Source organism: Rheinheimera mesophila, assembly GCF_000986865.1.
In the GTDB taxonomy this organism is placed as follows: domain Bacteria; phylum Pseudomonadota; class Gammaproteobacteria; order Enterobacterales; family Alteromonadaceae; genus Pararheinheimera; species Pararheinheimera mesophila.
The window spans coordinates 169,650-192,826 of sequence record NZ_LAVS01000001.1; the positions used below are offsets into that span (position 1 = coordinate 169,650).

Annotated in this window: 17 protein-coding genes and 4 tRNA genes; 3 read left to right on the top strand and 18 right to left on the bottom strand. The window is 48.1% G+C overall.

Translation table 11 applies throughout. The annotated features are described in order from the left end of the window. Positions 1-33: 33 nt before the first annotated feature. The 4 genes from prfC to SD53_RS00780 form a co-directional block, all read right to left on the bottom strand. Complete coding sequence (prfC, locus tag SD53_RS00765; RefSeq protein ID WP_046518287.1) at positions 34-1,620, bottom strand: peptide chain release factor 3; 1,587 nt, start codon at positions 1,618-1,620, stop codon at positions 34-36. Positions 1,621-1,784: 164 nt separating this feature from the next. Next, on the bottom strand, positions 1,785-2,231 hold the full coding sequence (rimI, locus tag SD53_RS00770) for a ribosomal protein S18-alanine N-acetyltransferase (RefSeq protein ID WP_046518288.1): 447 nt from the start codon (positions 2,229-2,231) through the stop codon (positions 1,785-1,787). Between the two features lie 3 nt (positions 2,232-2,234). Beyond that, on the bottom strand, positions 2,235-2,606 hold the full coding sequence (locus SD53_RS18160; protein WP_068226320.1) for a hypothetical protein: 372 nt from the start codon (positions 2,604-2,606) through the stop codon (positions 2,235-2,237). A 12-nt stretch (positions 2,607-2,618) separates the two neighbouring features. Beyond that, a tRNA-Trp gene (locus SD53_RS00780) sits at positions 2,619-2,695 on the bottom strand. Between the two features lie 228 nt (positions 2,696-2,923). Between SD53_RS00780 and SD53_RS00785 the strand changes: the two genes are divergently transcribed. Next, positions 2,924-3,340 carry a CBS domain-containing protein gene (locus tag SD53_RS00785; protein ID WP_046518290.1) on the top strand — a complete coding sequence of 139 codons (417 nt, stop codon included), beginning with the start codon at positions 2,924-2,926 and terminating at the stop codon, positions 3,338-3,340. A gap of 405 nt (positions 3,341-3,745) precedes the next feature. On the opposite strand, the gene SD53_RS00790 is transcribed toward SD53_RS00785, so the two are convergent. The 9 genes from SD53_RS00790 to SD53_RS00830 form a co-directional block, all read right to left on the bottom strand. Next, positions 3,746-3,822: transfer RNA gene (locus SD53_RS00790), tRNA-Arg, on the bottom strand. A 38-nt stretch (positions 3,823-3,860) separates the two neighbouring features. Further along, positions 3,861-3,937, bottom strand: a tRNA-Arg gene (locus tag SD53_RS00795). Positions 3,938-3,952: 15 nt separating this feature from the next. Further along, positions 3,953-4,042, bottom strand: a tRNA-Ser gene (locus tag SD53_RS00800). Positions 4,043-4,200: 158 nt separating this feature from the next. Then, positions 4,201-4,404, bottom strand: a complete 204-nt coding sequence (csrA, locus tag SD53_RS00805; protein WP_008897327.1) for a carbon storage regulator CsrA — start codon at positions 4,402-4,404, stop codon at positions 4,201-4,203. Between the two features lie 113 nt (positions 4,405-4,517). Continuing rightward, positions 4,518-5,726, bottom strand: coding sequence for an aspartate kinase (locus SD53_RS00810; protein ID WP_046518291.1), 1,209 nt, complete (start codon positions 5,724-5,726; stop codon positions 4,518-4,520). Positions 5,727-5,732: 6 nt separating this feature from the next. Next, the gene (gene alaS, locus SD53_RS00815; RefSeq protein ID WP_366246819.1) at positions 5,733-8,351 is read right to left on the bottom strand and encodes an alanine--tRNA ligase; all 2,619 of its coding nucleotides are present in this window, start codon (positions 8,349-8,351) and stop codon (positions 5,733-5,735) included. A gap of 9 nt (positions 8,352-8,360) precedes the next feature. Then, the gene (locus tag SD53_RS00820; RefSeq protein ID WP_046518293.1) at positions 8,361-8,846 is read right to left on the bottom strand and encodes a regulatory protein RecX; all 486 of its coding nucleotides are present in this window, start codon (positions 8,844-8,846) and stop codon (positions 8,361-8,363) included. A 2-nt stretch (positions 8,847-8,848) separates the two neighbouring features. Continuing rightward, a complete protein-coding gene (locus SD53_RS00825; protein WP_046518294.1) occupies positions 8,849-9,571 on the bottom strand; it encodes a DUF2189 domain-containing protein in 723 nt (240 codons plus the stop codon). A 203-nt stretch (positions 9,572-9,774) separates the two neighbouring features. Further along, positions 9,775-11,937 (bottom strand): S46 family peptidase, encoded by a 2,163-nt coding sequence (locus tag SD53_RS00830; RefSeq protein ID WP_046518295.1) that lies wholly within the window; start codon positions 11,935-11,937, stop codon positions 9,775-9,777. A 180-nt stretch (positions 11,938-12,117) separates the two neighbouring features. Between SD53_RS00830 and SD53_RS00835 the strand changes: the two genes are divergently transcribed. After that, complete coding sequence (locus SD53_RS00835; protein WP_046518296.1) at positions 12,118-12,627, top strand: TIGR00645 family protein; 510 nt, start codon at positions 12,118-12,120, stop codon at positions 12,625-12,627. A 344-nt stretch (positions 12,628-12,971) separates the two neighbouring features. Here the strand turns inward: SD53_RS00835 and SD53_RS00840 are convergent, their stop codons facing one another. From SD53_RS00840 to SD53_RS00850, 3 genes are all read right to left on the bottom strand, one after another. Beyond that, positions 12,972-15,938, bottom strand: a complete 2,967-nt coding sequence (locus SD53_RS00840; protein ID WP_162198663.1) for a ligand-binding sensor domain-containing diguanylate cyclase — start codon at positions 15,936-15,938, stop codon at positions 12,972-12,974. A gap of 136 nt (positions 15,939-16,074) precedes the next feature. Beyond that, positions 16,075-17,262 carry a winged helix-turn-helix domain-containing protein gene (locus SD53_RS00845; protein WP_046518297.1) on the bottom strand — a complete coding sequence of 396 codons (1,188 nt, stop codon included), beginning with the start codon at positions 17,260-17,262 and terminating at the stop codon, positions 16,075-16,077. Between the two features lie 3 nt (positions 17,263-17,265). Continuing rightward, a complete protein-coding gene (locus SD53_RS00850; RefSeq protein WP_241481726.1) occupies positions 17,266-17,994 on the bottom strand; it encodes a tRNA1(Val) (adenine(37)-N6)-methyltransferase in 729 nt (242 codons plus the stop codon). A 103-nt stretch (positions 17,995-18,097) separates the two neighbouring features. Between SD53_RS00850 and srmB the strand changes: the two genes are divergently transcribed. Next, on the top strand, positions 18,098-19,357 hold the full coding sequence (gene srmB, locus SD53_RS00855) for an ATP-dependent RNA helicase SrmB (protein ID WP_241481727.1): 1,260 nt from the start codon (positions 18,098-18,100) through the stop codon (positions 19,355-19,357). A gap of 85 nt (positions 19,358-19,442) precedes the next feature. Here srmB and SD53_RS00860 read toward each other — a convergent pair whose 3' ends face one another. Continuing rightward, positions 19,443-21,695: a carbohydrate binding family 9 domain-containing protein gene (locus SD53_RS00860; RefSeq protein ID WP_046518299.1), complete on the bottom strand. Its 2,253-nt coding sequence runs from the start codon at positions 21,693-21,695 to the stop codon at positions 19,443-19,445. Positions 21,696-21,813: 118 nt separating this feature from the next. Beyond that, entirely contained in the window at positions 21,814-23,112 is a 1,299-nt protein-coding gene (locus SD53_RS00865; protein ID WP_046518300.1) for an inosine/guanosine kinase, read from the bottom strand. Positions 23,113-23,177 lie beyond the last annotated feature (65 nt).

Below are 23,177 nucleotides of genomic sequence, written 5' to 3' on the forward strand. Positions count from 1 at the left end.
ACGAATGAGCGCCTGAATTAATAAGCGTCGGAATTAATGTTCACGGGTTTTGTGGAATTTGATCTTCGGATAACGCTCCATCGACAAATTCAGGTTGACCATAGTGGGCGCAAGATAAGTCAGGTTATCGCCACCGTCCAGCGCCAGGTTGGTACTGGCTTTGTTTTTAAACTCGGTCAGGGCTTTCTGATCATCGCTGTAGACCCAACGCGCTGTGGTGACGTTGACGCTTTCGTAAATCGCATCGACGTTGTATTCAGATTTTAAGCGATGCACGACCACATCAAACTGCAGCACACCTACAGCTCCGACTATTAAATCGTTGTTATCCAGCGGACGGAACACCTGTACAGCACCTTCTTCTGACAACTGAACTAAGCCTTTGAGCAATTGCTTTTGCTTCAGTGGATCACGCAAACGGATACGACGGAATAACTCAGGTGCAAAGTTTGGAATGCCTGTGAAGTTAAACTTTTCACCTGAAGTAAAAGTATCACCAATCTGAATAGTACCGTGGTTATGCAGGCCTATGATATCGCCCGGATAAGCTTCTTCCACATGCTCACGATCACCGGCTAAAAAGGTTAAGGCCTGTGGCACCAGCATATCTTTACCAATACGCACATGGTGCATTTTCATGCCCTTTTCATATTTGCCCGAACAGATGCGTAAAAAGGCTACACGGTCCCGGTGTTTTGGGTCCATATTGGCCTGAATTTTAAACACAAATCCGGTAAAGGCTGGTTCAGAAGGTTCAACAGTCCGGGTCGTGGTGGCACGATGTTGTGGTGCCGGAGCCCATTCGGTTAAACCATCCAGCATATGATCGACACCAAAGTTACCTAAGGCCGTACCAAAAAACACCGGGGTGAGTTCACCTTTACGGAACAGCTCTAAATCAAACTCGTGGCTGGCGCCTTTGACCAGTTCCATTTCGTCACGCAACTGGCCTGCGTAATAGCCAATACGTTGGTCCAGTTCAGGGTTGTTGATGCCTTTAATCACGTCCAGTTCCTGAATGGTATGGCCCATACCGGATTTGTATAAAATCACTTCATCACGGTAAATGTGGTACACGCCCTTAAACTCTTTCCCCGAGGCGATAGGCCAGGTGATAGGCGCACAGGCAATATTCAGTACGCTTTCCACTTCATCCAATAAATCGATAGGATCCCGGATATCACGGTCCATTTTGTTCATAAAGGTGATGATAGGCGTGTCGCGCAGACGGGTGACTTCCATCAGTTTAATGGTGCGATCTTCAACACCTTTGGCGCCGTCTATCACCATTAAGCAGGAGTCTACTGCCGTTAAAGTACGATAAGTATCTTCCGAGAAATCCTCGTGACCCGGCGTATCCAGCAGGTTGACCAGACAATCGCCATACGGGAACTGCATCACTGAGGTTGTGACCGAAATACCCCGCTCTTTTTCCATTTCCATCCAGTCGGAGGTGGCGTACTGGCCAGACTTTTTGCCCTTGACCGTACCTGCTTTTTGGATCAGTTGTCCAAACAACAACACTTTTTCAGTGATGGTGGTTTTACCGGCATCCGGGTGAGAGATAATCGCAAAAGTGCGGCGTTTGTTCACTTCTTCTAAAAACAGTTCGGTTGTCATGCCATCCAACTTGATCAATAAACAAAGCCCACAGCATAGCCTGTTGGCAGAGTGGGTTGAGGTTCAATAGGAAAATTTCGCGCGATTATAGCAGTAACCAAAGCTCAGGCACAGAATTTAGCCACTTTGGCCGGGAAATTATCTTTCCGTACAAGGTATTGGCCTTAACCTAAAGGCAAAGCCATTAAAATGGCATCTTCACGGCCTGCTGCCGTTGGGTAATAGTTTGGTCGCACCCCGGTTTGAATAAAACCGCATTTTTCATACAACTTAATGGCCTTGCTATTGGATTGACGGACTTCCAGCCAGCAATCCAGTGCATCTAACTCCTGCGCCTGTGCGATAAAGTGTTGCAGCAATTGCTGACCATAACCCCGGCCCTGGGCTGTTGGTGATACACCTATATTAAATAAACTGGCTTCTACTGCGACTTTTTCGCCGATATAAAAGCCTGTGATAACGTCGTTTTCATCCAGCAGCACCGCATTAAAATAGCGCTCGCTAAAGCAAGTGTGAAAAGTGCCTTCCGACCAGGGATGGCTATTGGCGCTTTGTTCGATCTGCAACATAGCCGGGATATCGGCAAGGGTGGCACTACGTATAGTTGGCATGGTTTAGCTCTCTTGCTGCAGGCACAACCAGAGCAACTTCTTCTGCTGAGCTGACTGTAATAATTCAATCGAAGGTGTGACTAAGAGTCCGTTTTGCACTTTAGGTTCAGTACAGGCCGGATTTAACCGCCACTGCAGTTGTGGTTGATATTCATGCATAGCCCGTAACAGGTCTTTGGCGAAGGACAGTTCAGGATCAGGTTCAGCATAGGATTCAGCCGGCACTGACACTGCAGGTCCAATAACTTCTGGTTCAGCCAGCACAGCAATATCCAGTTCTGGCTTTTTAGCCATAGCAGAAAAAACTTGATGCAATTCAAGTGGTTGGATCTGGAGCAACTGCAGCAATTGCTGCTTAGACGATAAAGAGTTCATATCAAAATGAAGTGGCAGGGGCAGAGGGATTCGAACCCCCAACCATCGGTTTTGGAGACCGCTGTTCTACCAATTGGAACTATGCCCCTAGCGTTGGAGGCGCCATTATACAAAACAGAGTTTAAAGGTAAAGCAAAAATCTGTGGGCACTGATTTAACTGCGCATAAAACATACGTTTCATTCCTTTCAGACTCCTTCCCTGGCTGTTGTCTGGTTTTTTAATCGTAAATTACGATGCTGGCAAGCTTATTAATTCGCTTTCATTGAAGCATTTATCCGGCATAAGCTGAACTCATCACTTCAAAGGAGGCATACCATGAGCCAAGTACAAGATATTTTTCAACGTGAATTTCCGCGTCTGCAACAAGACGATACGATAGTTCAGGCCGTGCAGCAACTGCGAGAATTTAATCTGACGGGTTCGCCAGTATTTAACAAAGACAATGAACTAGTTGGTTATTTGTCTGAACAGGATTGTTTGACTGCTATGTTACACGCCAGCTACTTCTGTAGCTTGCACAACACCATAGCGCAAGTAATGAGTAAAAAAGTAGTGACTGTGCTTGCATCTGACAGCCTAGTAGATAGCGCAGTGATTTTTACCAGTCTGCACTTGCATCAGCTGCCTGTGCTGGAGAATGGCTCGGTGGTTGGCGTTCTGAACAGAGGCCAGGTCGTCCGCGCTTTGGAAGCTACGCTTGGGGAGTGTTATGGCGGAGAGAGAGCGGCTTAGGGTTTGGTGGTTTGCTAGTTTGCTAGTTTGCTAGTTTGCAAATCTGACCATCAAAGAGAATTGCTGAAATGAAAACTCCGTGGCAGGAGGATTGCTCGTGGCTGTCCTGCCACGAGCCCTGCGGGCCGAGCTTCGCTCGTCCAAAATCGTTCCTGACGATTTTGTCGAACCGTGAAATCGGGATCTCAAGACGCCAACAGTTTGGCGTCTTGCCGATTAAACACGACGAGCTCTGCGAGGAGATAGAAGGTTCTTACCTACTGCGTCCGCATAGCAGATCTGTTTTACTGAATTTTAGAAACACAAAAACGCCTGGAGCGTTTTTGGACCGCCGCATGGCGGGTCCCGAAGGGATTTTTCGCAGGGATGCGAAAAACAAAAAAAACCTGCACTTAGCAGGTTTAATGGCGGACGCAGGAGGATTCGAACCTCCGACCGCTCGGTTCGTAGCCGAGTACTCTATCCAGCTGAGCTATGCGTCCATTGGGTATTACTATCCGGCAATCGTTTTGTAGTTAAGTGGCGGACGCAGGAGGATTCGAACCTCCGACCGCTCGGTTCGTAGCCGAGTACTCTATCCAGCTGAGCTATGCGTCCAGTCTTAAATACAACTGGCGGAGAAGGAGGGATTCGAACCCTCGATAGAGTTTCCCCTATACACCCTTAGCAGGGGTGCGCCTTCAGCCACTCGGCCACTTCTCCGCGCTACGTTGCGGCGTGTATATTAATGTCTCAGGAAAATAAGTCAAACAATTTTTGGAGCTGGAAAGCGTGTTTGCTGACCTTTTAAACAATTCGACTAAATATTCGCTACAAAGGGTTAAAAATATACAATTTCTTAAAATAGCAACAGTTATAACTTATTGATCGTCATCGCCGCTAAAGCCACCAGGGGTGCCTTTTTCAGCCTGAATGCGCATATAAATCTCTTCTCTGTGCACTGACACTTCTTTTGGTGCATTCACACCGATACGAACCTGATTTCCTTTGACGCCTAAAACTGTGACCGTGACTTCATCACCGATCATCAGTGTCTCACCAACACGACGCGTTAAAATAAGCATTCTTTGCTCCTTTTGTCTGATCCCAGCTTCCACCAGTTGCGCTTGTCTGTCGTACTGCGCAGACCTGTCAGCTTTATGATAACTCAGCTAACAAATTTATGAAAACCTTGAAATTAATTAACTGAACCCAATAAGGCAGCATGTAAAGCGACCGCTACTTTATTTAATTCAATCTCTGGTACCACAATAGATAATTTAATTTCGGCACAACTGACAGCGACCACCTGAACGGCTAATAACTGCAATTGCTCAAACACGGCCACTGTGATGGCAGGATTTGATTTCAGCCCTATCCCTACTATAGATAATTTGCCCAAAGACTTCCTGCTTTGCAGCGTAAAATTTTGCTTCTTTTTCAGTTCATTACAGATATCTTCTACAGTATTCAAATCATTTTGGTTCAAACTGAACTGCATTTGTACCAAACCGGATGGCGCATATTGCACCTTCAACATATCAGTCTCGATAGCTAAACGGGCGAATTCCTTCAGCAAGGCGATGTGCTGTTCCTGAGTTAATTCGCTCAGCTCCACCCAGACCTCCCCGGTCTGGCAGGCCAGCCCTGTGACTGCTGGTATACTCATGGTCTGGTCCTCATAACAAACTAAAGTTCCCTGATCAGGCCTGAAACTGGATAACACCCGCAGCGGGACCCTATGCATAGCCGCGTATTCAACAGAGCGGGAGTGCAACACCTTAGCACCCAAACTGGCCAGTTCCAGCATACTGGACGCATCGACACAAGGCAGTCTGAATGCATCCGCACAAATACGCGGGTCCATGCTGTAAATTCCGTCGACGTCAGTAAATATCTGACATTCGTCGGCTTTTAAGGCGGCAGCTAAAGCCACTGCTGTGGTATCAGAACCACCACGGCCTAAGGTGGTGATATTGCCTTCTATATCGCGGCCCTGAAAACCAGCAGCTATCACAATATGGCCCTGCTCCAGCTCCTGCCATAACCGTTCAGTGCCAACAGATAAAATGCGGGCACGGCTGAACTTATTGTCGGTCAGAATACCAATCTGGTCTGCTAATAAAGACACAGCCGGATGGCCACGTTTAATCAGCGCCATCGCCAGCAAAGCAATACTGACCTGCTCACCGCTGGCGGCGAGCATATCCAGTTCACGGGTCGAGGGGCGACTGTCAATCTGATGTGCCAGCCCAAGTAGCCTGTTGGTTTCGCCTGCCATCGCAGACACCACCACCACCACTTTATGACCGGCATGCACAGTTTGAATCACCTGCTCTGCCACAGCTTCGATACGTTCGGGGGTACCTACTGAGGTACCCCCGAATTTTTGTACATATAAAGCCACTGAGCGTTACAGCTTAGCCGCAATATAGTCGGCAGCAGCTTTGAGCACACCAGGTAAAGCCGCTACATCAGTGCCACCTGCCTGAGCTAAGTCCGGCTTACCACCGCCTTTACCGCCAACTTGTTCAGCAGCCCAGCCAATCAGCTGACCAGCCTGAACTTTGGCAGTTAAATCAGCGGTCACGCCTGCAATTAAACTGACTTTGCCATCTGCTGCTGTGGCCAGTAACAAAATGCCTGAACCTAATTTGTTTTTCAGCTCATCGACCATAGTACGGAAGGCTTTTGGATCAGCACCTTTGAGCTCTGCAATTAGCACTTTAACGCCGTTGATGACCTGCACCTGCTCCAGCAAAGAGGCACCGGCAGCACTGGCGAGTTTAGCTTTTAATTGCTCCAGCTCTTTCTCTAAGGCTTTGCGGCTGTCCATGGTTTGTTGCACTTTTTCTACGATAGAAAACACATCGCCCTTCAGCATCGAAGCGACCGTCTGAGCCTGTTGTTCCAGCTTATGCACAAAGGCTAAAGCGCCTTCGCCTGTCACAGCTTCAATACGGCGAATACCGGCCGCTATACCGCTCTCAACCACAATTTTAAATAAACCAATATCGCCAGTGCGGGAAACGTGCGTACCACCACAAAGCTCAATCGAGAAGTCGCCCATGCTCAGTACACGTACTTCGTCATCGTATTTTTCACCAAAGAGCGCCATAGCGCCTGCGGCTTTGGCGTCATCGATTTTCATCAGACGAGTTTTAACTTCATGGTTTTGCTGAATTTGTTCATTCACCATTTGTTCGATACGGCGAATTTCATCGGCTTTGACTGCTTCAAAATGTGAGAAGTCAAAACGTAAACGTTCTGCACCTACTAAAGAGCCTTTCTGAGTCACATGCTCACCCAACACAGTGCGAAGCGCAGCGTGTAATAAGTGAGTGGCCGAGTGGTTTTTACGAATAGCTTCACGGCGGGCATTATCAATGGCCGCATCGACCAAATCACCAAGAGCCAAAGCCCCTTTTAAACTGCCTTTGTGGGCAAAAGCTTTGCCCACTTTGATGGTATCCACCACGCTAAATACAGCACCATTGGCCAGGGTTAACAGACCCGCATCACCACACTGGCCCCCCGACTCGGCATAAAATGGTGTTTGGTCCAAAATCACCAGCGCTTGCTGGCCATCTGCCAAAGCATTCACCGCCTTGCCTTCGAGCAGAATTTCCACCACTTTGGCTTTGCCCTGAATTTGGGTGTAGCCGGTAAAGTCGGTGCACTGGGCTGACGTTAAGGCCTGATTGTAATCCGCACCAAAGTTAGAAGCCTGCTGAGCACGTTTACGCTGGGCTTCCATTGCGGCTTCAAAACCGGCCTGATCCACAGTTAAACCACGTTCACGCGCTACATCACTGGTTAAATCCAGCGGGAAACCGTAAGTGTCATACAGCTTAAAGGCGACTTCGCCCGGGATCACAGTGTTGCCATTCAGCTCTGCTAAAGCGTCTTCCAGTATCCCCAGACCACGCTCTAAGGTTTTACCAAACTGCTCTTCTTCCAGCGCCAGCACTTTTTCAATCACGACCTGTTTTTCAATCAACTCTGGGTAAGCTTCACCCATTTGCTGCGCCAAAGCGCCCACTAACTTACTGAAGAACACACCTTTAGCGCCCAGTTTGTTACCGTGACGGATAGCGCGACGAATAATACGGCGCAGCACATAACCACGACCTTCGTTTGATGGCATCACACCATCGGCCACTAAAAATGAGCAGCTACGGATATGGTCGGCGACCACACGCAACGACTTGTCATTTAAATCTTTCGCACCAGTAATTTCTGCAGTGGCTTTAATCAGCGCGGCAAAGGTATCGATTTCGTAGTTGCTGTGTACGTTTTGCAAAATGGCGGCAATACGTTCCAGGCCCATACCGGTATCAACGCTTGGTTTTGGCAGAGGTTCCATCCGGCCATCGGCGTGACGGTTAAACTGCATAAAGACGTTGTTCCAGATCTCAATAAAACGATCGCCATCTTCTTCTGGTGAGCCCGGTGGGCCACCCCAGATATGATCGCCATGATCATAGAAAATCTCAGTACAAGGACCACAAGGGCCAGTATCGCCCATAGCCCAGAAGTTATCCGAGGCATAAGGTGCGCCTTTGTTATCGCCGATACGGATCGCACGCTCCATCGGCACACCAATTTCTTTGGTCCAGATATCAAACGCTTCGTCGTCTGTGGCGTACACAGTGACCCAAAGTTTTTCTTTCGGTAATTTGACCACTTCAGTCAAAAATTCCCAGGCGTACTGAATAGCGTCCCGCTTGAAGTAATCACCAAAGCTGAAGTTGCCCAACATTTCGAAGAAAGTATGGTGACGGGCGGTGTAGCCTACGTTTTCTAAATCGTTGTGCTTACCACCGGCACGCAGGCAACGCTGCGCTGTCACAGCGCGGTTATAACTACGCTTGTCCTGCCCTAAAAACACATCTTTAAACTGCACCATACCTGCGTTGGTAAAGAGTAAGGTTGGATCATTGCCTGGGATCAGTGAACTGCTACTAACGATTTGGTGGCCTTTACTGGCGAAAAAGTCCAGGAAAGCGCGGCGAAGTTGTGCCGAAGTCATATACATATCTTACTCTTCTTTAAGCTCTGCAAATACAAGTTGGATAATGTCACTGCCAAAGCCCCGGCTTTGTAAGTAACGCATCCGTTTAAGTTTGTCCTGATAATCCGCTATGGGTTTATCCGCATATTTTTTCCGATAGGCTGAAGTTGCGACCTCAAACCAATCAATCTCTGATTCGTCCAGCAGTTGCTGTAGTAGTTCTTTATGAATGCCCTGCTGCACACAAAACTGGCTAATGTAAAACCATCCATAGCCTTTATGCAACTTGGCATTGACCTGCATCCGGGCATAACGTAATTCGCTTTGGTAATTGCGCCGCTGTGCCCACTCCAGTAATGCAGTTATTTGTTCAGCCGAAGCACCTTTTTGTGTTAATTTTTGCCGTAGCTCCTGCGCACTGTATTCACGGCGCGACAATAAGCCTAGCAACCATTGCCGCAATTCCTGCTCAGTCAAAAGCTTTGGCTCTGACGAAGGACGCGGCTCTGTCATCGTTATACTTCCAACACCGCAGGTGCTGACTCATCCAGTTGCAAGGCAAAAAAGGCGCTAAAAGATAAAAAGAATGCCACCTGCAACACTGGGATAATCACGATAAAAGCAAAACCCAATGTCACTATGCCCAACATACCCAAAGCGACAGACAAGATACCAAATAAAGTTAAGGCCCCGACATTACGCCAGCAGGCAGTCAGGCTGGCCATTAAAATTGCCTGTAATCGTTGTTCATTCAGGAAATAAGCAATAGCCACCGCATAAGCAAACAGCATAAACACCAAACTTAAGACCACCGCCAGCAAAAATAAAGTGACAGGATCCACGGCACCAGCCTTGGTTTGCTCCATCAACTGAGCAGCCAGCAGCATTAACGGAATATTGGCTAGCAAACTGGCGCCGGCCAGCCGAATGAAAGTACGGCGATAGCGCGCCTCTTTGAACACACTAAACAACAGTTGGAACTCAACAGCTTTTTGTTGTTGCAACAGCACTATAGTTTTGTAAAAACCAGCCGTTAGAAACGGATTGGCCAGTACCAGAATCACCCCCAGTACAGGATGCAACTGCGCTACTAAACTCAGTACTGTGGTAAAAGCCACCATCGCAATCAAGGTCGCAGGCGCCTGACGGAACAACTCCCAGGCTTTGCTCAGCCAAGCTAAAGCGGCCTGCATAGGCACACGACGTATGATAAGTTTTACCTGAACTTTCTGATCCACGAACCTTTACCTTTTTTCACTTCAGCCATCGAAGCCCTGATGGCTACGAAACGAGGCGTATCTTACTGCAAAAGCAGGCTGACTAAGAATAGCTAACGCAGAAAAAGACGGTTTAGATAATGGATTCATCAATCAACAGACGCAAAGCTGTGATGAAGTGCTGCAGAAAAACAAAGGGCGACCACTAAGGCCGCCCTCTAACCTTATTCCTGCACTATGGTCATTTCTTGCAAAAGGTTGGTTGCCCCATCCACTTTCTCCATTTGCCACAGCATGTATCGGCTGTCGACATGGATAGAGCGGTTGGTGGCCGGATCGTAGTCCCAGTTGCCTATGATGCCTTCAATCACACCATCAAACAACAAACCGACCAATTCAGCTTTACCGTTCAGCGTCGGTGAACCTGAATTGCCGCCAGTGGTATCCACTGTACTTAAGAAGTTCACTGCCAGGTGGTTATAGACCGCATCTTTGTAAATGCCAAAATCGCCTTTTTTCAAGGCTTCTACCTGAGCGGGTGGTGCATCAAATGGGTCAATTCCAGTTTGCTTCTGCAAAATACCAGCAGCAGTGGTAAATGGCTGATAAGACACCGCATCTTTTGGCTGATAACCTTTGATCGAACCATAAGTGACACGAAGAGTACTGTTGGCGTCAGCATACACAGCTTTGCCATTAGCTTTGTTAAAGGCAATGATAGCTTCCATCACCACAGGGCGAGCCACGGCTAACTTGCCTTTATGCTCTTTTTCGGCATTTTCTAATGCGATATCAGTGTCATACATCGCAACCGCATACTGGATCAGAGGGTCAGTACTTGCTTTAAAGTCTTCGACTGATTTGCCCATCCAGGCCAAACGCTCGACTTCATCTGCCAAGGTAGTGGCCTGATACAGCGCCTGAAGTTTGCCACGAAGCGCTGCAACATCCAGCTCTGCAGAGCCTATACCAAAATAACCGTCCAAAGATTTCAGACGCTGCTCAGCAGGCAATTTGGCGTAATGTTGCAGGAAATGCAGCATCAGCTCTTGTTCGACTTTGGCATCAAAACTGCGGGATAAACGTTTCATACTGGCAGCAAAACGTTCTAAATCACGGTCCTGATAGCCAATTTCACGCTCTGCATCTGGTTTTTGCTGCTCATGCGCCAGGCGATACAAACGTTTAGCGGTAGAGAAGAGCTGGCCATAACTTAAATAACCCAAAATCAGGTCCCGCTGCTGATTTCTCTGCTCCTCCACCAGCAACTGCTGCAAATTACGTACTGCTGCTGCATATTTAGCCTGCCGGGCCGGACTGGATTTAATCCATAAATTCAATGCTTTATCAAATTGATCTTTACTTTGCTGGGTATCGCCTTTTTGGTAACTGGCGATCATCCCCTCGAAGTTTTTCGCGTAATTAGCCAGTGAAGCAAGGATGCTCTCGTATTTAATCCGAGCCTCGGAGCCTTCAGCAGAATGTTGTTTAATCACCTCTATTGCTTCTTCACGATAGGTTTTAGACAAAGGCAAAACCTGAGTAAACTGGTTTTCTACTTCAGCGGCTGTATTGTATCTGTTGGTTCTGCCCGGATAACCAATGACCATGACAAAGTCATTTTCTTTCAATGGTTTAGCCGATACCTTTAAGTAAGAAGGTGGCGTAAAAGGTATATTGTCAGCATTGAAATCGGCAGGCTGACCATCTTTACCCACATAAGCCCGGTAAAAAGAATAGTCCCCTGTATGGCGCGGCCACATCCAGTTGTCAATATCACCGCCAAATTTCCCTACACCTGAAGCTGGCGCATGCACCAAGCGTACATCACGAATTTCCATTTGCTTGATCAGGTAATACTCCAAACCACCGTGGAAACTGTAGACATCACAGCGATAACCCGGGGTTTCACAAGCGGCGATTTGCTCTTTGCGTAGCTGCTCAATTTTGTCAAACCGCTCCTTCCCCTTCAGCGCAGGTAATAATTCCTGATTAATCTGCGCAGTGATATTGGTCACCTCCTGAGTCACAAAAATTTTAGCGCCTGGCGCTGCCGGTAACTCTTCAGCTAAATTCTTTGCTAAAAAGCCTTTCGCCAGCAAGTTATTGTCAGCCGTACTGTTGTGCTGAATACTGCCGTAGGCACAATGGTGGTTCGTCAACACCAAGCCCTGGTTAGATACAAAAGAGGCGGTACACCCCCCCAGGCTAATCACTGCATTCATCGGAAATGCAGTCAGTTGGGCAATACTTTTAGCATCAATCTCTAAACCTTTTTCTTTGAGGAGTTGCTCAAGTTCAGGTAACTGATGAGGTTGCCACATACCTTCATCGGCATGAGCAAGAGTAGCGACAGACAAAGCCAGCGCAAGCAGTGTTTTTTTCATTCGGAAATTCCTTGGCATAGAGGCCCAGACAAACTAACAGCATCAGAGCAGAGTACTGATACTATTGCGGGTAACGGAGCTCATTGTGCGATATTTTACGGCAAAGTAAAACGGCCAGAGACTTGAATTTAAGCACTATTTACCCCATAAACTGAAGTCGTTAAAACTACAGGAGCTGCAATGGAACAACTAATTGAAAAGGTGATGTACGCAACCCGCTGGTTAATGGCGCCCATTTACCTTGGTCTGAGTCTGGCTTTACTGGCTCTTGGCGTGAAATTTTTTCAGGAAGTGTTCACCATCATTCCTGTTATTTTCAATATGAAGGAAGTCGATCTGATTTTAGTCGTGCTGTCTTTAATTGATATTTCACTGGTGGGTGGCTTGCTGGTGATGGTGATGTTTTCTGGTTACGAAAACTTCGTGTCCCGTATGGATATTGATGGTGACAGCGAGAAACTCGGCTGGTTAGGTAAACTCGACTCCAACTCACTAAAGAATAAAGTTGCAGCATCAATAGTCGCCATATCCTCTATCCATTTGCTTAAGGTGTTTATGGATACTCAGAATATACCGAATGACAAAATTATGTGGTATCTGCTGATTCATATGACCTTTGTCGTTTCGGCTTTTGCTATGGGCTATCTGGATAAAATTACCAAAGACGCAGGCAAAAAAGACAACTTCTGAGCAGAGCCTTGGCTGGGTTCAGACGCCTGATGGACTTAGGCAGTTTCCCGAGAACAGCTTGTATTCAAACAAGGTTAGCAGGCACTGCTGAGGGACGGCTTCTCTTGTAAGCCATCCTGACAACGCTGGAACCGGGTCGACAATACTTACCCGGTTGGCACTAAACCAACCCATTGGTTTGATTAACCTTAGGTGAGGTCACGGGGTGGCTTACCACTGTTTCAGTGCTTTAATGTTTCGGATTCCAGCCAGAGTTATTTCTGAACTTAAGAAGCACCAAAAATTTCAAACCACTGTTCTTGGGTAACTTTTTTACAGGTCTAAATAACAGAGTTCTTCAGATCTCAGGCCGAGCAAACCCTGTTGCGGCCCTGTTGTTTCGCCTGATACAAAGCCTGATCAGCCAAAAACAATAGCTGTTTGGCATCCGTTAAGTCCTCACTGATTGCTACACCAATACTGACTGTGATGCAGATACCGTCTGCAATGTCTTGCCAATCCAGTTGCATAATTTCATGCCTTAAGCGCTCGCAGACAGATTGTGCCTGCTCAAGCGTAGTCGATGGCATCAACAGAGCAAATTCTTCGCCCCCCCAACGCGCAGCGCAGTCGACGACACGGGAATGCTGGCGAATTTTTTCTGCGATAGCCACCAATGCCAGATCGCCGGCGTTGTGTGACCAGGTGTCATTGATCTGTTTAAAGTGGTCTATATCAATAAATGCCAATACCAGAGGTTGTTTTAACCGTTGCGATCGGATGAATTCTTTGCTTAATACTTCGTCAAAAGCACGGCGGTTCGCTAAACCAGTTAAACCATCCTGTCTGGCTTGCTCAGCTAAAGCCAGAGTTTGCTGATGTAAGCGTTCCAGTAACAGTGATTTTTCTGCATCAGCAGCCTGCAGACTATTGGCTTTTTGTTGCAACTCTGCAGTCTTTTCCGCCACCTGTCGCTTTAAGCGTTGCTCAGAATGACGCAGACTGGAAATACGCCAGTACACCAAGAGCAGTACCAAGGCGAGCGAGGATAACGCCGTCAACCACTGAAACTTGCCGGTTTGCCACCAGTAGGGGTGCTTAATCAACTCTATTCGGGCCGCGCTACTCCACTGCCCGCCCGGATTGGCGGCTTGCACCTGAAACTCGTAACGCCCTGGTGCCAGGTTGGTATACTCGGCAAAATTCTGTTGGCCTTTGTCTAGCCAGTGAGCATCAAAGCCGAGCAGTTGGCTGCGATAGCGGATCCGGCCAGGCATCACATAACCTAAACCAGCAAAATGCAACTCCACTCTGTCGCTATCGGGAGATAACTCGATACTTGCATCAATTTTTTGTGCCACCCCATTCACCAGTAATTCCTCTAACACAACGGGGGGCGTCGCCTCGGCGAAATCAGCCAGACGTTTTGGTTGCACCCTGCTGACACCAGAGGCCGTAGCAAACCATAAAGCTCCATCTTGCGCTAAAATAGCAGCAGGGTTTGAGCCTCCATTGGCCTGCGCACTTAACATACCGTCACTTTCGCCATATAAATCGTAGCTAATACGGGTAGCAGTGCCTTCAGCTACTGCATTAGCATCCTGCTGACTGATCCTTAAGATCCCTCTGTTACTGCTGAGCCACAAATTGCCATGTAAATCAGCCTGCACCTGAAATATTTTATCAAAAGGAAGTCCGGCCTTACGCCCCACCAAAGCCAATTCTGCCGTGTCTAGCCTGTAACGCACTAAACCTCTGTCTGTTGCAAGCCACAGCAGGTTTTGTTCCCTTTGTTCGAAAAAATCGAAGGCATATTCGGTTTGATCTAAATGCGACAATGGCAGAGGTTGAAAGGTCTCGTTGATCAGACGGGTCACTCCTGTGCCTGTCCCAACCCAAAGCACATCGTCGATCAGATGCAAAGCAACAACAAAATCAGCGGTTAACCCCTCGCGTGTTGTATAGCTTTGCATCGGCTTGCCAGGCTGGTAGTGATTGAGTCCTTGCGCAGTACCCAGCCATATGGCCCCATCTGCCAGAGGTAAAATAGCCCGCACCTCATTGGACAGTAGGCCCGTATCACGGTTCAGCAGTTTGGTCAGTTGCCCCTTGCTGTACCGGAACACTCCGGAGGAGTATGTACCAATCAGCACATCACCTGTTGCAGTTTCTGCCAGACTCAATACAGATTGGTCTGGCAGTAGCTGCAACTCTGGCTGCAACTTACCATGAAGATAACGCGCAACACCGCGTGCTGTTCCAATCCAGATCCCACCATCTGAATGTTGCAATACAGTGCGGACGAAGTTATCAGGCAAACCTTGTTCTGTGCTTAAGGTAGAAAAAGGGGCATCGCGCAAACGAAACAAGCCGCCATTGGTGCCTAACCAAATACTGTGTTCGCGATCTTCGTAAATGCCCAGCACTCTGTTATTCGGCATGCCATGCCTGACCGTTAACTGCTCTAAACCATAGTTACTTAAGCGGAAAATACCTTCCTCCACTGTACCTATCCATAAATCACCATGGTGATCGACTAATAATCTGGAAATCGCCGTCTGCTGTAATTCTGGCTGCACTAAAACGAAACCATCGGCCTGTTGCTGATACAAACCGCGTTCAGTGGCTACATGCAAGGTCTTGTTGTAAAACGCTAAGGCGAATACCGGTGAGGTTGGGCTTTTGGCAACAGCAGTGAGCTTGCCATTTAGTAAATAAGCCAGTCCTTGCGCTGTTCCGACCCAAAGCCCGCCCTGTTCATCATGCAACAGGCTATAAACCGTATTGCTGGGTAAACCATGATGTCGGGTCCATTGCTGGCGGCTGCCGTCTGTATTCAGGCCAAACAGACCTCCTCCTTCAGTGCCAACCCAAAGCCGGCCCTGGTTATCTCCATGGACCTCGTTCACCAAAGAAGACACCGGATCAACAGGTCGCCACTGCTGATCCTGCAGTAATGCTAATCCCCCACGGGAGCCGCCTAATAACAACCGACCTTTTGGATCCAAATGCAAAGCCCGGATACCAGAGTCAGGTAAACCTGTCTGTTGCTCACGGCCAAAAACCTTAAATTCACGGCCATTGTAGCGGGCAACCCCTTCCCAGGTTGCAAACCAAAGATAACCATCTGGGGTCTGGCTAATACTATTGATGGTGTTATGAGGTAAGCCTTGGCGGGTACTCCAACTTTCACGGAAATAATCCGTAAGAGCGGCGGTCGCCGCAGAGGCGGAAAAAGAGAAGGTGAACAACAGCGACAGCAAAAGTGCGGTAAAAAACACCGCGCACAGCTTCGCACTAATTGATTTAATAAATTTGATACAAACTAACATCAGCGCCATCCCAGTCAGCAGATGGTTTCATTTTTTCTAATAAAGCCACCTTACTCTATTTTTATGACCGGGAAAACTAAAAAATAGCAAAGCTGAGCATCAGCGTTAGAACGGAAGTAAGCATGACTCATTCAGATCACACTACTCTGACAGGATTTAGCCAGTCATGCACTTGAGTGCTGGTTTTGACCAACTGCCAGTGGTCACAACGGTTTAAGCCGGCGTAATCGACCACAGCTTTGGTGAACGCGGCCTTTAATGCATCCGTCAGTTTGACCTGCTCACTCAGCACTAAATGCTGCAGCAATAAGGTTTTGCTGGCTCTATCTGCTTTCACATCCACCTGGCCGATAAACTGGTCTTTATACAAAATCGGCAGGCTGTAATACCCTATCCGGCGTTTAGCCTCCGGCAGATAAACTTCAATCTGGTACTCAAAATTAAACAGCTGTTTGAGCCTGTCGCGCTGGATCACTAAATTATCAAAAGGCGATAACAACCAGACTTTATTCGGCAATTTTGGAGGTATATTGTTAGTAAGTGCTAACTGGGGCCTGTAGTAATAGGTCTTTCCAGCCAGCAAAAAGCTGTGCAGCCTGCCCTGCTCCAACTGTTGCTGTAATTGACTCTTCAGCACGGCCTGGATATTTTTACGCAGATAACCTATCTGCTGCACAGTCGCCACAGCCTGACTTTGCAGGCAACGATCGATTAAGTAATCGGCGAACTCAGCCTCTGTGGGTGGCTGATGCTCGGCATGTGAAGGCCAAACCCGCTCCGTCAGATCATAAACTTTCTGGAACTTATCCCGCCGCGCCACCATCAGCTTGCCTTGCATAAATAGCTGTTCCAGCGCCTGTTTGGCCGGTTGCCAGTCCCACCAGGCCGCGCTTTTCTTGCCCTGACTGACGAAATCACTGGCTTTGAGCGGTCCTTCGGCTGCAATACGGGCCAGCACGTCGTTCATCAGGTGCTGTTCAGGGTTAAACCAGTGCGTGTTGCCGTTTTGTATTAACAGCTTACGCTGCAAACTAAAACGATAATCTTCGGCGGGTAAAAATGCCGTAGCGTGCGACCAGTATTCAAAACTTTGCTTTTGTTCCAGCGCTTTCTCCAGCATCTTCGGCTGGTAGTTTTTGATTCGGTTGTACAGCACATGATGATGCGCTCGCTCGACTACATAAATCGAATCAAGCTGCACATAACTGATCTGCCTGAGCACCTGCGCCACAGCATCCTTCCCCGCGGCAGGCGTTAGCAAGCCCTGGTGCTGCACTATCAGGCGGCGTAATTCATCAGGGCTAAAGGGGCAAGAGGCAGTCATCCGTTAAAACCTTAGATAAAAATCGGCCAGAAGGGTTCGGTAGGCGTCACTGTACTGGCCAGGACTTTGCTGTATCAAGAGTTCTGTTTGTTCTACCTGGCCGGATACGGCACTGGCACTAAAATCCAATAACTGCAATTTGGCGGCTTTGTGAGCTGTAGTTTTGACCAGACAACGCCGTTGTAAACCCCAGCCAGCCTGTTCTGCTACTGCACTAAAATCAACATCCGCAGGCAGCACCAGACAAAAATGTGCATCTGGAGCAGCAAGTTGCCTGGCAACACGAGCTAAGTCTGTAAATGACAAGCTATCGGTATGGCGAGCCTGATGCCGTTTTGCATCAGCAGCAGCTAAACTCTGCTGAAAATACGGAGGATTGCTGATAATCAGCTCAAATCCATGCTCTGGTTGGTTATCCGTCGCCGCATAGGTTAGAATATCGGCCTGAATGACGTGGATTTGTGTCGCCCAACGACTGGCAGCGACATTATCCTGTGCCTGTAAGGCCGCTTCCTGGTCCAGTTCAACCGCAAAAATAGCAGGGGTCACCCCTGACTTTTGCAAACGCTGCGCCAGCATCAGAGACAAAATGCCACTACCTGTACCTATATCCAACGCTGGGCCAGCCTTGGGTAAGGTGGCCCAGGCGCCCAACAAAAAGGCATCTGTGCCGACTTTCATCGCACAGCGGTCGTGGCCAACAAAAAATTCTTTACACCAAAAGCCGCTCACAACTGCCCTTTCTAAGGTCAAAGAGTGGCAGTGTATAAGATGTTGTTTTGCCTGTCAGTACAACATCGAATTCAACGTGTTCTAAACAGAAGGTATACAAAGCGTGAGCGAAAATAACACTGCACAGGAAAAAATCACCTTTGCTGAGTTTCAACTGGATGACAGCTTAGAGAAAACGCTGAGCAAAGCAGGCTTCAAAGAAGCCACCAGCATTCAGAAACTGGCTATTCCTGTGGCTTTGGAAGGCCGCGACATTTTGGCCAGTGCGCCAACTGGCACAGGCAAAACTCTGGCATTTTTATTGCCAGCGATACAGTACCTGCTGGATTTCCCGCGTCGTGATCCCGGATTTGCCCGGGTCCTCGTCATGACACCAACCCGTGAACTGGCTTATCAGATTTTCGAGCAGGTACAGCAACTGATTATGCTGACGGACCTGCATGCGGGTGTGATTACCGGTGGGATCAACTACGGCAGCCATAAAGAAACCTTAGAGAAAAACAACGATATTCTGGTGGCGACACCAGGTCGTTTAATTGAGTATCTGGACAATGAAAGTTTTCATGCCGACGAAGTCGAAGTACTGATCCTCGACGAAGCAGACCGTATGCTGGATATGGGTTTTGTCGGTGAAATGAACCGCATTATTCTCGAGGCTAAACGTCGCCGCCAAACCATGCTGTTCTCCGCAACTTTAGACGGTAACGGTGTAAAACGTTTCTCAGAACGCGCTTTGCGTGAGCCAGTGCTGTTGGAAGCAGCTCCACCACGTCGTGAAAAAGCCAAAATTCTGCAATGGATGCACGCCGCCGATGATGCGGCTCACAAGCTGGCTTTGCTTGTGCATATTCTGAAACAGGAAGAGGTCAGCAAAGTCATAGTTTTTGTCAAAACCCGTGAGCGTTTAGCGACCTTAACCGGCCAGTTGGAAGCGGCGGGCTTGAAATGTTGCTGGTTACAGGGCGAAATGCCACAGGACAAACGTCAACTGGCCTTACAGCGTTTCAGTAACGGTCAGGTTCGTATTCTGGTCGCAACCGATGTAGCGGCTCGGGGGCTGGATATTGATGATATCAGCCACGTGATTAACTACGATATGCCACGTACCGCGGATGTGTATGTGCACCGGATAGGCCGTACAGGCCGCGCCGGTAAAAAAGGCACAGCCATTTCGTTGGTAGAAGCTCATGATATTGCTGTAGTAGGTAAAGTAGAACGATATACGGAGCAGCCATTAAAACGGCGCTTTATCGAAGGTTTGCGCCCTAAACATAAAGAAGCCAAGGCACCAACCAAACAGAAAAAACCTAAAACTGCAGCCAAGAAAAAAGCCCTGAAAAAAGCCGCTAAAGCCAAGGCTTAACCCCAGTTCTATAGCAGAGAGGCCGGGCTCATGACTCGTTTTGCCCGGCCACATCTGCCCTATGCTGGTATTCACTCAGCGGCTATTACAATAACCAGGCATAGCTGAACTTCATAAATACGGAGCGCTGATCCCGTTCCAGACTGGTTAATTCGTCATCCTGATAGGCATTATCGCTGTATCCTGCAAAAAATAAGGTCTGTGGGTTTAGTTTGTATGAGTACAACAACTGGCTCCCTAAACTACGGTCCAGGCGCTGAGTCAGGCCCGGGTTATTCAGCGGATTTTGTTCAATATCGCTGTAAATCAGTGTCAGGCGTAACAAACTACGGACAGAAAATTGATAGCTAAAGCGCAGATCGGTCAGATTAGCCGTAAAGACTTCAGCACCATCAGCCTCTAAATATCTGTAGGTATGGCGCGCCTCTATTTGCAGATGGGTACTGGCATTCCAGCTCATTTGCGGTGCAACCTGCACCAGCTCGCCCAGCCTGTTATTGCGGTAGTCTATGGCATCTCCCAGCTCCACTTCCGCGTTGACATAAAGCGCAGGTAAAGGCCGGAATTCGGCAAAGGTAAGCAGTCGTTGTTCGTTGAACATCAGCGTATTGCCATCAATAGCCAAAGACTGGCTATTGAGCCGTGGCCCGGTTTTCTCTCTGTCGGCCAGACTCACAGAGAAAAAGCTCTGTTGCGGCCCCCAAAACTCCAGAAATAGCTCAGCTTCTTTTTCCAGCAACTCATTATTGGCGTTATGGCTGATATCCCAGTCGCCACTTAAAATCGCTCTGTTCCACCAGCTAGTCTCAGAAAACCACTGATACCCCAGCCCTTGCACAAATTTATGAAAGTCGGTTTGTGGCATATAGCCCATATCAGCGCGAAAGTCTTGTGCCAGCGCCAGATATTCGGTATTCCAGAACCAGGCCCCGTCATCATGCTCGTACATCAAAAAGTAAGCCGGATCGGATAAATCATCTGCCAGACGTAAACCCGCCTCTGAATCTGCAAAACTCTGGCGCAACTCTTCTGAATAGGCTGAGTCGGCATATAAATACTGCAGCACCAGCTCATCCTGATCGGTGAATTTATACTTCAGATCCAGACCTGCCAAGTGGTTATGATAACTGTCGCTTTGGCGCAGGCTGCTGATCCAGCCCAAGGATAGATCGGCATTTAAATCATAACGGTATCGAAGTACCGCATTGGTGCTTTCTTCAGCCAATAGCGCCACATCAGACCCCAGGTTGCCTGGCACTATAAAGGTGGTGTTTTCATCATTAGCGGCAAAAAAGGCAAAAGAATGTTGCTGTTGTTTACCCGTCAACTTAGCGCCTATATCAGGAGCGCCTATGTTGCGGGTATAGACTAAATCCAGTGGTGAACTGAAATAATCCTGATTATCGAGGAAAAACGCGCGTTTTTCGTCAAAAAATAACGAGAAGGTGTCGTTCATTGAAACCTGTGCCACGTCCGCTTCAACCTGAGAAAAATCCGGATTGACTGTGGCATTGAGGTTAATATCCGGGGTGATGCCCCATTTTAAATCCAGACTGACTTCGGTATTAGGTTCGGTCTGCCAGTCGGTTTTCGCCTGTTTAGTCACGTCACGTTGCTGACTCGCTCCCGTCACTACAGAGGGCACCACACTAAAATGACTGCCCTGTTTGGCACCGGAAAACCCGGTAGCGACACGCATTTGGCAAATCCAGCACGGATTTACTCGCTCAATTTTATTGCTGGATAAGCGGTGTTTTACATCCCGTGGATAAAACCGCACCAGCTCAATACGCCACTGTTGCTCTGCAAGCTTATCGTTAAAGTTTAAAATCCGTAGCGGGATGGCGATTTCAACCTGATAACCATCAGCAGTCAGTTGGCCAACACTTTGCCAAATACCGTCCCAGGCATCACTTTCATCGCCTGTAATTTCATTTTCTATCGCATCCGCTTGCACACCCAGCGGGTTACTGAAAAACTGATACGCCAGTTTTTGATCGTTATAGCTATCAATTTTGACGCCGACTAAGTCATCTTCCCACACATCATCTCTGTCTTTTAAAAAAGCGCGGATTTGCGAAGGGTTCGGATCTTTGGCTGTAAAGGCCAGATAAAAGTAGTCGCCGTTTTCCAAGAGCAACACTTCGGTTTCGACCGGGGCTGGGGTATTTTCCGATGGCCAGCTATTAATCTCTATCTTTACTTTGTTGGCCTGAGCCCAGGCTACGTCAGATAAATCACCATCAATACTGATAGCTTGAGTGGTTTTTGGGATTTGAATATCGGCCACAGCACCGGCGGAAACAACAGCGATCCAGAGAAAAAACCAACGTAGCATTCAGGCATCCTTGTACAGCAGGAGAAAAACTCAGCGGCACTATATAGAAAGACGTCAGAAATAAGAAGACCGGACATGCCGGCCTTCTCAGAGGATTTTGTAACTGGCTGTTACCCTGTTACCTGTCCCAGTAACTTTCTTCCAGCGAGTCTTCTTTTTCCGGTAAGCCTTTGGATAAACGCGGTGCATTTTGTACCAGAATAGCGTAACTGACCCGGTTGGCGTATTTACAGATCTGGGCAAAAGATGAATAGGCCAGATAAGGCTGCTCGTGTTTACTGGATAACGGCAAAGTTTGACGGTGGAAATGATTGGCCGCTATGTCATGCAAAATCGCTGCTAAAGCACCATCGCCTGCGCCATTGGTGTTTTTAATCCGCTCAGGGCCACCCAGATAAGGGTCGATATGTGAGTAGACTTTCACCGGTTGCTGACAGTCTTTTTTCTGCATAGGACGGCTGAACTCAAATTCGTTGTAGTCTGCCAAAGCACCGGACTTAATAGGATTGGTGGTTTCGCGCTTCACCGAAGCGTCAGTATAACCACATAAATACAAACCCTCTGGACCAGCAGTGAGCAGCACCATATCGACATAATCCAGCGCTGCTTCTGCCGCCAGCAAAGGATCAGCAAACCCCGTCAGAGCTTCGGCTTCCAGCTCGTTCATCGCCAGCACATTGACATACTGCGCCAGTGTTTGCTGAATCAGCTCTCTGTGCTCTTCGACCAAATGTTTAGTGCCTAAACTCATCACTACAGGCACTTCTGCTGTTTTAGCATCGGACAACATTTTGATCATCGCCTGCTGGATGGGCTGGTTGGTGGCACGCAGCGGATAAGCACTGACCACTATAGCCGCGGCTTTGGCAATAATATCGGTCGGGATATAAGCCGGAGTTAACTCGTCCATATCACCCGGATCGATCACAAAAGTACGTTCACCATCCGGGGTGATCATCGTAATACCGCGACCAATATCACCCGGCACGCCTTGCAAATGGTTCATATCCACTTTGCTGCTGGTATGGCATAAGTAGTGATAGGCTGGCGACCCCAATTGAATATTGGACGACATCACGCCCAGTAACACCGATTTATCATCCGCCAGCACAGAGTAGTTATGCACTGTATTGCCTATGGTACCGCCGGCAAAGTGATCAGAAATCGCGTTAGAGCCCACCAGTTCCTGATAAATCAGATCGGCTTTGCCGTGCTCCACTAAGTTGGATAAACCTTTGCCTATGCCATACTTTTGCAGAAACTCGTCACTGACATTGGCAATCACGTCCACTATGGTTTGGTCCAACCCTACAATATAAGTATCCAGTTCAGGCCGCACTTCGTAGCTGGGCAATGTCAGCTTAGGCTGAGACACAGGAAAATAATGTTTGAGTTTACGACGACCAGGGAATTTCATAAGGCAGCACTCGGATCAATAGAGCCGCGCATTTTAGCAAAAGCCAATTAAAAAAGCGCAGGAAA